Origin of the sequence: Xylanibacter ruminicola, assembly GCF_900107775.1 — a bacterium.
Classification (GTDB): Bacteria; Bacteroidota; Bacteroidia; order Bacteroidales; family Bacteroidaceae; genus Prevotella; species Prevotella ruminicola_C.
The window spans coordinates 1-12,302 of the sequence record NZ_FNRF01000006.1; the positions used below are offsets into that span (position 1 = coordinate 1).

13 protein-coding genes are annotated in these 12,302 nt (G+C 46.7%); 4 read left to right on the forward strand and 9 right to left on the reverse strand.

The genetic code is table 11. The features are described from left to right. Positions 1-347 precede the first annotated feature (347 nt). A complete protein-coding gene (locus tag BLU97_RS13850; RefSeq protein WP_074762213.1) occupies positions 348-1,067 on the reverse strand; it encodes a Bax inhibitor-1 family protein in 720 nt (239 codons plus the stop codon). 185 nt (positions 1,068-1,252) lie between these two features. Between BLU97_RS13850 and BLU97_RS13855 the strand changes: the two genes are divergently transcribed. Genes BLU97_RS13855 through BLU97_RS13865 form a run of 3 tightly spaced genes read left to right on the forward strand, consistent with a single transcriptional unit; the run spans position 1,253 to position 4,023 of the window. Beyond that, the gene (locus BLU97_RS13855) at positions 1,253-2,002 is read left to right on the forward strand and encodes a (Fe-S)-binding protein (protein WP_074762086.1); all 750 of its coding nucleotides are present in this window, start codon (positions 1,253-1,255) and stop codon (positions 2,000-2,002) included. 19 nt (positions 2,003-2,021) lie between these two features. Then, positions 2,022-3,392 (forward strand): lactate utilization protein B, encoded by a 1,371-nt coding sequence (locus BLU97_RS13860; RefSeq protein ID WP_074762087.1) that lies wholly within the window; start codon positions 2,022-2,024, stop codon positions 3,390-3,392. A gap of 37 nt (positions 3,393-3,429) precedes the next feature. Further along, entirely contained in the window at positions 3,430-4,023 is a 594-nt protein-coding gene (locus BLU97_RS13865; protein ID WP_013064176.1) for a lactate utilization protein C, read from the forward strand. Between the two features lie 61 nt (positions 4,024-4,084). On the opposite strand, the gene BLU97_RS13870 is transcribed toward BLU97_RS13865, so the two are convergent. From BLU97_RS13870 to BLU97_RS13910, 8 genes are all read right to left on the reverse strand, one after another. Then, positions 4,085-5,020: a GNAT family N-acetyltransferase gene (locus BLU97_RS13870; RefSeq protein ID WP_074762088.1), complete on the reverse strand. Its 936-nt coding sequence runs from the start codon at positions 5,018-5,020 to the stop codon at positions 4,085-4,087. Continuing rightward, positions 5,008-5,421: a sugar 3,4-ketoisomerase gene (locus BLU97_RS13875; RefSeq protein ID WP_074762089.1), complete on the reverse strand. Its 414-nt coding sequence runs from the start codon at positions 5,419-5,421 to the stop codon at positions 5,008-5,010. Before BLU97_RS13875 ends, BLU97_RS13870 begins: the two co-directional genes overlap by 13 nt. Positions 5,422-5,438: 17 nt before the next feature. Continuing rightward, positions 5,439-6,644 carry a formate-dependent phosphoribosylglycinamide formyltransferase gene (gene purT / locus BLU97_RS13880; RefSeq protein ID WP_033149412.1) on the reverse strand — a complete coding sequence of 402 codons (1,206 nt, stop codon included), beginning with the start codon at positions 6,642-6,644 and terminating at the stop codon, positions 5,439-5,441. Next, on the reverse strand, positions 6,641-6,946 hold the full coding sequence (locus tag BLU97_RS13885) for a sigma factor-like helix-turn-helix DNA-binding protein (protein ID WP_074762090.1): 306 nt from the start codon (positions 6,944-6,946) through the stop codon (positions 6,641-6,643). Before BLU97_RS13885 ends, purT begins: the two co-directional genes overlap by 4 nt. Continuing rightward, complete coding sequence (locus BLU97_RS13890) at positions 6,933-8,069, reverse strand: dTDP-glucose 4,6-dehydratase (protein ID WP_074762091.1); 1,137 nt, start codon at positions 8,067-8,069, stop codon at positions 6,933-6,935. The genes BLU97_RS13885 and BLU97_RS13890 overlap by 14 nt, the downstream gene beginning before the upstream one ends. 199 nt (positions 8,070-8,268) lie before the next feature. Further along, positions 8,269-8,760, reverse strand: coding sequence for a metallophosphoesterase family protein (locus BLU97_RS13900; RefSeq protein ID WP_074762093.1), 492 nt, complete (start codon positions 8,758-8,760; stop codon positions 8,269-8,271). Beyond that, entirely contained in the window at positions 8,757-9,374 is a 618-nt protein-coding gene (locus tag BLU97_RS13905) for an AAA family ATPase (protein ID WP_033149414.1), read from the reverse strand. The genes BLU97_RS13900 and BLU97_RS13905 overlap by 4 nt, the downstream gene beginning before the upstream one ends. Before the next feature lie 6 nt (positions 9,375-9,380). Next, the gene (locus BLU97_RS13910; RefSeq protein ID WP_074762094.1) at positions 9,381-10,742 is read right to left on the reverse strand and encodes an MATE family efflux transporter; all 1,362 of its coding nucleotides are present in this window, start codon (positions 10,740-10,742) and stop codon (positions 9,381-9,383) included. Between the two features lie 106 nt (positions 10,743-10,848). On the opposite strand from BLU97_RS13910, the gene BLU97_RS13915 reads away from it, so the two are divergent. Continuing rightward, positions 10,849-12,291, forward strand: a complete 1,443-nt coding sequence (locus BLU97_RS13915; RefSeq protein WP_033149416.1) for a S8 family peptidase — start codon at positions 10,849-10,851, stop codon at positions 12,289-12,291. Positions 12,292-12,302: the final 11 nt, after the last annotated feature.

Genomic DNA, 12,302 nt, shown 5'->3' on the forward strand with positions numbered 1-12,302 from the left:
TCAAGAAATTGAACGGTTTGTTCATTTACCCAAGTACTTCGAAAAGTACTTGCTTCTTGTACTACTTCTGTCTATGTAAATCTTTCAAAGAACTCTCTAATGCCTTTCGGCCTTGACTTCTCTCTCGACTCGGAAATCCAAGTGAACTTGTCTTTCTCTCGCTGTTCGAGAAGTTCTTTTTGTTTGCTTGTCAGGTGGTTTTCCTGATTTGCGGGTGCAAAGGTACAACAAATTTCAATACCAACCAAACATTTTCCAAAAAAAATTCCCAAAAACGTGAAAGTTTTCGGGAATATTTACATAATCAACATTTTTATATCTTATTATATATAATGTACGCGAGAAGTCTATTCTCGACGTCCAAAAATACGCAGCAGATAAATAAAGAGGTTAATGAAGTCCAAATAGAGGGTTAAAGCACCCAAAAGTGCCATCTTCTGAGCAGCCTCTCCAGCATCGGGTGCCATCAAAAGCATATTTTTGATTTTCTGAGAGTCGTAAGCAGTGAGACCCACGAATATCAAAACGCCCAGATAGCTCACAATCATTTCAAGACCGGAACTCTTCAGAAAGATATTCACAACAGTAGCGATAATGATACCAATCAACGCCATGAAGAGAATCTTTCCCATCGACGAGAGGTCGGTCTTGGTGGTATAACCAATAAGTGCCATTACTGCAAACGTACCAGCAGTGATAAAGAATACGCTGGCAATACTCGACATTGTATAAACAATGAAGATAGACGAGAACAATGCACCATTAATGACCGAATACAACACAAACAGCAACGTAGCTGTAGTGAGCGATAATCGGTTAATAGCAGCACTTACACCAAACACGATGGCGAACTCAGCTATTACCAGTCCCCAAAGGAGCACTCTGTTTGAGTACAAGGCGGTTAGTACACCAGGACTTGTAGCCACACCATACGCTGTAACACCTGTAAGCACAAGGGCTAGCGTCATCCATACATACACTTTCCGCATTAATGCGGGGAAAGCAGCCGACATAGAGAGCTCTCGCTCACGTGTCAGACCATCAAAGTTAAATTCGTTATAATTCATACTCATTATTATATTTCGAGATTCATTAATATTACCGCAAATTTAATGCCACAAAGGTAAGCATTTACTTTTAATAAAACATAAATAAGCAACAAAAATACCGATTTATTAGTATTTTTGGAAATTTTTCACTATATTTGCCCATGAATAACTAAAAAAACAAATATAATAATACACTAACGAAAATGAAGATCGGTTTATTTATTCCCTGCTATGTTGACGTGGTTTATCCTCAGGTAGGAGTAGCCACATACAAACTATTAAAGCATCTGGGGCTGGATGTGGACTACCCGCTGAACCAGACCTGCTGCGGACAGCCGATGGCTAATGCCGGATTTGAGGGGCAAGCTATCCCACTTGCCGAAAAGTTTGAAGAGAAATTCAAAGGTTTCGACTATGTGGTATCGCCCTCGGTTAGTTGTACTGCGTTTATAAAGTTAAACTATCCCCGCTTACTGAAAGGTAAAACAGAGTGCGAGACAGCAAAAAAAGCAATGGACGTTGTTGAATTCCTGCACGATGTGGTAAAGGTTAACCATCCTTTAGGTACTTTCCCCCACAAGGTTAGTTTGCACAACTCTTGTCATGGTGTGAGGGAGTTGGGACTGAGTTCGCCAAGTGAGGAAAATATTCCCAAATTCAATAAAATAAAGGACTTGTTGAACCTTGTAGAGGGCATACAGGTCTTAGAGCCAGAGCGCCCCGACGAATGTTGCGGTTTTGGCGGCATGTTCTCGGTTGAGGAGACGGCCATTAGCGAGCAAATGGGTATCGATAAAGTGCAGCGCCACATGAAGACTGGTGCACGATTCGTAACCGGTCCCGACTGCTCGTGTTTGATGCATATGGCAGGTGTTGCCAAGAAGCAAGGATTGGATGTGGAGTTCAAACATGTGGTAGAAATCTTAGCAGCTGGACTGGAAGATTATCATTAAACATTAAAGATTAAACATTATGAGCACAGCACATAGTAACGCAGCGAAGGAGTTCTTGAAGAACCAGACATACGCAAAATGGCACGACGCCACTTTCTGGGCAGTACGCACCAAACGTGACAATATGGCATACGGACTTGACGAATGGGAACAGCTACGCGAGAAAGCCAGTGCCATCAAGCGCCATACCATCACCCATTTGGACGAATATCTTGACCAGTTTGCCACTAAAGCCGAAGAAAACGGTTGTATTGTGCATTGGGCCAAGGATGCGCACGAATTCAACGAAATCGTGTATGGTATCCTGAAAAACCATAACGTGAAGAAACTCGTTAAGTCGAAGTCGATGCTGACTGAGGAGTGCGAAATGAATCCGTACTTAGAACAGCATGGCATCGAGGTGGTTGAGACCGACCTGGGCGAACGTATCATCCAGTTGAAAGGTCAGGCACCGAGCCATATCGTGATGCCAGCTATCCACCTGAACCACGACGATGTTGGCGAACTATTCGAGGAAAAACTTGGCAGCGAGAAGGGCAACCACGACCCCACGTACCTTACTTATGTTGCCAGATTGAGTTTGCGCAACGAGTTTCTTACCGCAGATGCGGGTATGACAGGCGCCAACTTTGGTATCGCAGAAACAGGCGATATTGTAGTTTGCACCAACGAGGGTAATGCCGACATGTCGACTTCATGCCCGAAACTACACATTGCAGCTATCGGATTGGAGAAGATTATCCCTAATTACGATTGCTTAGCCGTGTTCCAGCGCATGCTTTGTAGAGCTGGAACGGGCCAGCCTACCACCACGTTCACCTCACATTTCCGAAAAGCACGTCCTACTGCCAACCCCATGCACATTGTGCTGGTTGATAACGGACGCAGCGAGTGGATTGGTAACCCTGAGCATTGGGAAGCACTTAAGTGTATTCGTTGCGGATCGTGTATGAACACCTGTCCTGTTTATCGTCGTAGTGGCGGCTATTCGTACAGCTACTTCATCCCAGGTCCCATCGGCATTAACCTTGGTATGCTTCGCGATCCACAAAAGCATTCCGGTAATGTTAGTGCCTGCACCCTGTGTAACTCATGTCAGACGCTCTGCCCAGCCAAGGTAAACTTAGGCGACCAGATTTACATGTGGCGCCAGCAGTTAGACGAGTTCGGTACTGCTAACCCGCAAAAGAAGATGATGTGTAAGGGCATGAGTATGGTATATGGCAACGAGGGCGTTTACAATCTTGGTACGGCTTTGGCTCATTGGGCCAACCTCATTCCATCGCCACTTATCAACTGCGGCATGAATCCATGGGCCGAGGGGCATAAGATGATGAAATTCCCTAAGGAAACATTCCACTCGTTATGGAAGAAAGGAAAAGTGAAATAACCTTGAACATTGAATATTGAACATTGAACATTAAGTTATGAGTAACAAAGACGATATTCTGAAGAGATACAGGGCGAATGTGAGAGAGAAATACGACATGCCCGATTTGAGTGATATCAAAGCAACCACCTACCCCAACCCACTGGTTCAGTTTGTGAAGATGACAGAGATGGTAGGCGGACAAGTGATAGAAGTTGATCCTGGCCGCGATATCAACGTGCTTATCAAGGAGTTGTTTCCTGACGCCAAGGAGATTGCCTCAAATCTGCCAGAGATAACCATCGCCACTAGAAACCCTGATACTGTTGGCAGAGCCCGCGATCTGAACGGAACAGATGTTGGCATTATCCGAGGAAAGTTTGGTGTAGCAGAAAACGCGTGCATCTGGATTCCACAAACCATGAAGGAGAAAGCCGTTTGCTTCATCTCCGAGAATCTGATCATCCTGCTACCTAAGAGTCAGATTGTAAACAACATGCACGAGGCTTACAAGCGCATTGAGTTTGATAACGAATACGATGGATATGGTACGTTTATCAGCGGACCGTCGAAAACGGCAGATATTGCACAAGTACTGGTGATGGGTGCCCAAGCGGCCCGAAGCGCCACCGTATTACTACTGCCAGAATAAAGGTATAAGCATTAAACACATTCAGGAGGTCGATTATCACATCGACCTCTTTTTTGTGATATCAAAGTGACCATTTATACCAATCGTAGCAAATGCCACGCCCTCCAAAACCCTCCTTCTGATAAATCAATTGTTTATTCAAATATGTACCTTGATTTTCGGTTGAGATACCAAAATCAAAAAATCGATGATTACAAAAAGACAGACTGATCACCTGCTCAAACAATCCATCGAGTGCATGCAACTCTCTCCCCCTTGGGTTGGCTGCAATGTATTGCGAATGAACCACCTGATTAGTAAGATAAAGCACACAACCACCAATGGTTTCGCAATCTTCTTTTGCAACAAACAAACGTATTTGCTCAGGAAAACGCTCGTGCAACAACATTATTTCATCGAGTGTATGCACAGGTTTCAGGCTATATCGCTCTTGCAGATTAGCCGACAGAATTTTCCAGAAAGGCTGATAGTCCTCGGTTTCCTCGATCACCACACCTGCCTGCAGGGCCTTTTCTGCCCCACTTTTTCTGATACGATACCACGTATTTGGCTGCTCACGGGAGATGGTTGTAGATAAACTACGTGTAATACGCACATCGAAAACCTCAACGATAGCATAAAGATCTTCTTCCGAAGGTTGCTCGTGATATATCCAAGGCACAGGTTTATACACCACTTTCTTTAAACCCATTGAGCGCCATTTTTCTGCCAATAGTTTAAATATCTCAACAACATCGGCAGCTGTAGCCTTGCCGTTCATGAGCAGTCCGCCGTACGTTAAGCCCTGATGCGAATAAAACGTATCGCCATCCACATTACCGGGCAGCAACGCATAGAGTTTTCCTCGGCGATAAATCATCAGCGAGAAATCTGTGAATCGGTCAGCATGATAGTCCATATAGTTACGATCGAAGAGAAAAGTGCCGTTCTTCGATGTAGCCACAAACTGATTCCATTCGTCGGCCAAGTCGGGTGTGTATCGTTTTATTTCGAACATCCGATGTATTTCAAGAATTCGTCGTAATCATAGATGTAATCATCCTCGTCGTAATGTTCCGAAGCCAGAACCAGACATACGCCGCCCGAAGAGAAATCATCAAGTGTTCGCCAGATATTGGTATCGATCAGCAAGCCTTGCCAAGGATGATTCAGTAACACAGTCTTGCGTTCGTAACCATTATCCAACGTAACATGAAACGAACCGCTTAGAGCAATCACAAACTGACGAAGTTTTTTATGCGCATGTCCTCCCCTGCTCTCGCCACCGGGTACATCATATACCCAATAGGCGCGCTTGATATTGAAGGGGACCATCGTCTGCGCTTCAGCAAACGTCAGATTGCCACGCGGATCAGTGATCTTAGGCAAATCTATGATTTCTACCTCTAAGCGGTTCATTCTATAATAACACTTGTTTAGTGTTCAAACTTAGTGTAGGGATCGGTACCCAAAACGGTCTTAGCCAGACGCTTGGCTTTATCACGCAAAGCATTAACATCGTCGCCAACCTCGCCGTAGCAGAGTACTACACCCATACGACGACCCTTGTGAGCTTCTGGCTTACCGAATATACGGATACGTGTGCGATCTTCCTTCAGAGCCTCGTCGAAGTTGTAGTCGAGCAACGAACGATCAACAGGCGTTGAAGCCTCCTTTGGTGAGAGGATAACAGCCGATGCGCCAGCGTGCTCAAGATGGATTGCAGGGATAGGCATTCCCATTACGGCACGGAAGTGAAGTTCAAACTCACTCAGGTTGGTGGTATGTCCGAGTGTTACCATACCAGTATCATGCGGACGTGGACTCAGCTCGCTAAAGATAACCTCGCCCTGCTTGGTCAGGAAGAACTCAACGCCCCAGATACCAGCACCAGTAAGGGCCTTAGTTACCTTATCGGCCATTATCTGTGCCTGCTTCAAAGCCTCATCGCTTATCTTATATGGCTGCCACGACTCACGGTAGTCGCCTGCCTTCTGTACGTGTCCGATTGGAGGACAGAACAGTGTGGGCCAACCATTCTTCTGTGTAACGGTGAGCAGGGTAAACTCCGAATCAAAGTCGATAAACTCCTCGATGATTACCTCTTTCACATCGCCACGACTACCTTCCATAGCCTCCTTAAAGGCCTGCTCCAGCTCGTCGTCGTTGTGTACATAGCTCTGACCGTGACCAGATGACGACATCAATGGCTTAACAACACATGGGAATCCAATCTCATCGGCTGCAGCCTTGAACTCATCAAAGGTCTTGGCATAGAAATATTTTGCTGTGCGCAGTCCCAGTTCCTTCGATGCCAGATCGCGGATAGCACGACGGTTCATTGTAAAGTTTACGGCGCGGGCAGATGGAACCACCTGGATACCCTGTTCCTCGAACTTGAACAAGCGCTCGGTACGGATGGCCTCAATCTCAGGCACGATGATATCGGGCTTGTGCTTGTTTACCACAGCCTCGAGCGCATCGCCATCGAGCATTGAGAATACTTCGCGCTCATCAGCCACCTGCATGGCTGGCGCATTGTCGTAACGATCGCAGGCAATCACATACTGGCCTGCACGCATGGCGGCTATCACGAACTCCTTACCGAGTTCTCCTGAGCCTAAAAGCAGAATCTTTTTCATTTTTCTATTGTTTGTTTCAACATTTGCCACTCGGGCGTTACAGCCAACTTGCGTACACACTGGTCGATACGCGCCATTGCATCTTCCTGACTCATCTTCAGTTCCTTGGCTATCTGCTGCAGCGATTTGCGTTCGCAGCCAAACAGTCCGTAATAATGTGTCACAGCCTCCTCTTCCTCAGGTGGAAGCAGGTAGAGCAGATGCTCCAGATAGTGCTCCATCTGGGGAGTAACACTGGTGGGATTGATACCAATACGCACCAGATACGAGTGGAGTTCTTTAGTTAAGTTATCTGTTGGCATACATATTATCGTAATACTTCTGATAATCACCGCTGGTTACATTGTCCAGCCACTCCTGATTGTCGAGATACCAGCGGACGGTTTTCTCGATTCCCTCTTCGAACTGCAGAGAAGGCTCCCAACCCAGTTCCTTCTGAAGTTTTGAGCTGTCGATAGCATAACGCAAATCGTGTCCGGCACGATCGGTAACGAAGGTTATCAGATCCATATCCTCGCCTTCCTTGCGACCCAGCAAGCGGTCAACGGTCTTAATCACCACCTTGATGATGTCGATGTTCTTCCACTCGTTAAAGCCACCGATATTATAGGTATCAGCAATCTTACCCTCGTGGAAAATCACGTCGATAGCACGAGCGTGGTCCTCAACATACAGCCAGTCGCGTACGTTCTCGCCCTTACCGTAAACAGGCAGAGGCTTGCGATGACGGATATTGTTGATGAACAAAGGAATCAGCTTTTCGGGGAACTGGTAAGGACCGTAGTTGTTCGAGCAGTTGGTTACTACTACAGGCATTCCGTAGGTATCGTGGAATGCACGAACAAAGTGGTCGGAAGAAGCTTTCGAAGCCGAGTATGGTGAGTGAGGATTATACTTGGTTGTCTCCAGGAAGAACTTATCGCCGTAAGCCAGATGGTGCTCTGAGCTAGACGCGGTAGTTGTGAATGGAGGCTCGATACCATCGGGGTGTGTCAGCTCCAATGCGCCATACACCTCATCGGTACTGATGTGATAGAAACGCTTACCCTCGTATTTCTCGGGCAGACTCTCCCAATACAGCTTAGCAGCCTGCAACAAGCTCAAGGTTCCCATCACGTTAGTCTTGGCGAAGGTAAATGGATCCTTAATCGAACGGTCAACATGGCTCTCAGCAGCCAGGTGGATGATACCATCAACCTTCTTGTCCTGCATCAGCTTGTAGAAAGCATCAAAATCGCAGATATCCATCTTCACAAACTCGTAGTTGGGTTTATTCTCGATATCTTTCAGGTTAGCCAAGTTACCAGCATAAGTCAACTTGTCGAGGTTGATAATGTGATACTCGGGATACTTGTTCACAAATAGGCGCACTACATGGCTTCCAATAAAGCCTGCACCTCCAGTAATAACGATAGTTCTTTTCATATAGCTAATTTTTATCTTTCAGCAATTTATCAGTTACAGGCCCAATAACCAGGCCATTAATGATAGCAATCAATGCGATCTCGATATAATCCATTTTCCATCCTAACAACCATTTTAAAATGCAGAATATCACAAAGAATACTACTACCTCAAAAACAACTTTACGGATGAATTTCTTCCAGTCAGATCTCATATTAAATTAATCTTTTAATGTAATTACTTCCAGATCCTTAAACTCCTTCCCATCGATAGTCAGTCGTATCAAGGTTCTGTCTTTATGCCAACCCTGAATACCTGCAGCACCAGGGTTGATGTGTAGAAGATTCAGTGTCTTGTCGAACTTCACCTTCAGTATGTGCGAATGACCAGCTACAAACAGTTGTGGCGGCATAGCATAGAGCGTAGAACGAACACTGGGATCGTAATTGCCTGGATAACCGCCAATATGCTTAATCAGCACATCTACATCCTCGCACTTAAATCGGTTCAGCTCGCGATACATCAGTCTCAAGTCGCCCCCATCACAGTTTCCACATACAGCTCGGAAGGGACGGAATGCAGCCAACTTCTCGGCCACCTCTACGCTACCGATATCGCCTGCATGCCAAATCTCGTCGCAGGGTTCAAAGTAGTGCAGATACTTATCGTCCCAATAGCTGTGAGTATCGCTCAGTATGCCTATTCTCTTCATAATCCAAAACGCTTGCGAATAAAATCGGCAATCAGTTTCTCGGTTTCTTCAAGTCCCAGCAAACTGGCATCCACGCACAGGTCGTAGCTTTCAGCAGCGCCCCACTTCTTACCAGTATAGTAATTATAGTATTGCGCGCGACGGGCCTCAACATGCTCAATCAGTTTACGGGCATGCTCAGCATCCAACTGTTTTACTTTTGATACGATATCTACGCGGAAGTCCATCGAGGCGGTGATAAACACGTTCACCACATTCTCGAAATCTCGCAGAATGTAGTCGGCACAACGGCCCATGAACACACAACTGCCCTCGCTGGCTGCCTTTTGGATGGCATCGCTCTGAAACTTAAAAAGGCTCTCCTGCGAGAAGTTCGAACCGTACAAGTTACCACCCATAAAATGTGGTGTTTGCACATTCAGCAATCCACGCAAAAAGCCTTTCTTCTCATCGTTCTGTTTAAAGAACTTCTCTGAGAATCCACTCTCTTTAGCAGCCAGATTCAGCAACTCGCGATCGTAATACTTCGCTTCAAAGTCCTTGGCCAGCATGCGTCCTATTTCCTGTCCGCCAGCACCAACCTGTCTGCCTACGTTAATAATAATATGTTTCATTATTCTTTAGTTATTCGCATTCGCAGCTTTAAATTTCTTCATATACCACATCAGCATGGGTATTGTCATCGCAAACGACAGGAAGTCGCTGGCTGGCATCGAATACCACACACCGTCGAGCCCCCATATCAGCGGGAACACATACGCCATCGGTAGCAGCAAGAAGAGCTGTCGCGACAGCGAGAGGAATATCGAAACCTTTACTTTTCCGATGCTCTGGAAGAAATGTGTGATGGTAGCCTGCGCACCTACCACGAAGAATACCAGCATATCCAGTTTGATACCCGTGGCCGACAGTTCTATAAGTGTTTCGTCGGTGGTAAAGATGCGAGCAATCTCGCGGGGGAAAAGCATCGACAGTATCCAACCTACCAGCAGGATAGTTGTAGCACATCCGATGGCCATAAACAGGCATCGCAACATGCGGTCGTACTTCTCGGCACCGTAATTATAGCCCACGATAGGCTGCATACCTTGGCACACACCCATTACAAACATAAAGAACATCATCACCACCGAGTTGGCTATCGAGTAGGCACCCACAGCCATATCGCCACCATAGCGAACAAACTGGTTGTTCATGAAAATCACGATTACACACGATGTAACGTTCATCAGGAATGGCGATATACCGATAGCAATGATATTGCTTACCAATCGTTTCTTCAGTTTATAGATGCCGCGTTTCAGGTGCAGTATCTCGTTCTTGTTCGAGAATAGCCACAACTGCCAGCACATAGCAATCGTTTGCGATGTTACGGTAGCCAAAGCTGCACCACGGATGCCCCAACGGAACCACCATACAAACGCCAGCACCAGCAATATGTTCATGCCCACTGTAAACAGCACCGAGTACATGGCATGTTTGGGTTTGCCTGCTGCACGCAGCACAGCGTTCATACCAAAATACATGTGGGTCATTACGTTACCCAGCAGGATAACGGTCATAAACTCGCGTGCATAAGGCAGTGTTACTTCGCTGGCACCGAAGAAATACAGGATGGGATCCAGGAAAAGCAGACAGATAACCATGAATGAGAAACCAATAATCAGGTTCAGCGTCAGGGTATTACCTAACAGATTCTGCGCTGTAGGATAATCCTTCTGTCCCAGCTTTACGCTAATGCTGGCACTCGATCCCACACCTACTGCTGCACCAAAGGCTGCACTCAGGTTCATAAAGGGGAAGGTAATGCCCAAGCCCGCAATAGCCTCGGGGCCTACTATCTGACCGATCATAGCACGGTCGATGATATTATAGAGACTCGAAGCCGACATGGCCACGATTGCAGGCAGGGCATACTGCCACAGCAATTGCCCTACGGGTTTCGTTCCTAATGCCAAAGCGGCTTGTTTGTTATCACTCATTCGCGCACATATTTATTAAAACGCTGCAAAGGTACGAATATTTTCCGAGATAAGATGCACTTTTTAAAATAATCTTTGTATCTTTGCACTCGTAAAATCAAATTGAATGACCAATTTACGTTTGATAAACCTACTGATTGCCGCACTTTTCTGCGCCATAACAGCCAGTGCAGCCACACTTCCCAAGAGGAAATATCCTGGGGGCAAATGCTATATTTGGCGTTATACTTTGCAGGATAAACGCGAATCAAGTTATACGCTCGACCGCCCTCAGCGCTGGCTCTCGCACAAAAGTATTGAGCGCCGCCGCAAGCAGGGATTACCCTTGGATTCTACCGACCTGCCCGTAAGCAGCGGCTACTTGAAAGCCATCGATCGCATGATCAACGATGCCAATCGCAACGTTAAACGCTCACAAACCGAATCGATGGTTATCGGTACCAGCCGATGGAACAACACCGTATTGGTTCGTTCGGCCGACACCACTTTTTTGCGTCGTTTGGGCGAGCAAGCTTACGTAAAGAACTGCGAGATGGTGTGGGAAGCCCCCGATAGCATCGAGCGTCAAATCAAAATAAAGGCCAACGCAGGATTCAACTCATGGGACAGTCTGAAAGGATCTTTCTATGGTCATGGTCGCGAACAGATCGAGATGCTAAACGGTCATCGTTTGCATAATATCGGTTGTCGTGGAAAAGGCATCACCATCGCCGTGCTCGATGGCGGATTCCAGAACTGCAACGTTCTACCCACCTTTCAGCACGCTATCATATCAGGCGTAAAAGACTTTGTTTACCCCAATAGTCCCAACTTTTATCAGGAAACCGATCATGGCACCAAAGTTCTGTCGACTATGGCCGCCAACGAGCCTGAGGTGCTGATAGGTACAGCCCCCGATGCCCATTACTGGCTGCTGCGATGCGAGGATCAGGAAACCGAGCAGCCTGTCGAGGAGGATTATTGGGCGATGGCAGCCGAGTTTGCCGACTCGTTAGGCGCCGACATCATCACATCGAGCTTAGGCTACACCGAATACGATAACCGTCATGGCTATTACCACCAGCACGATCTGGATGGTCGCACAGCCCTCATATCGCGCACAGCGTCGATGGTGGCACAAAAAGGCATGGTACTGGTAAACTCAGCTGGAAATAGCGGCATGGGCCCTTGGAAAAAAATCACTTTCCCTGCCGATGCCGATAACTGTCTGACGGTGGGCGCACTGAATCATCAACGTGTAAACGCCCCCTTTAGCGGCGTTGGACCTACACAGGATATGCGTATCAAACCCGACGTGATGGCCCTGGGCAGTCCTGCCAACCTTATTTCAGGGCGTGGCGGTATTGTTCGCGATATGGGAACCTCGTTCTCAACCCCCATCGTAGCCGGACTGGTTGCTTGCTTGTGGCAGGCCTTACCCGAGAAAACAGCTCTCGAAATCATTAATCTGGTACGCCAGAACAGCGATAGTTATCAGAAGCCCGATAATATTTACGGCTACGGAACCCCTAATTTCTGGCGGGCGTACATGATTGGAAAGATAGAGTAAAACCGAAGAAT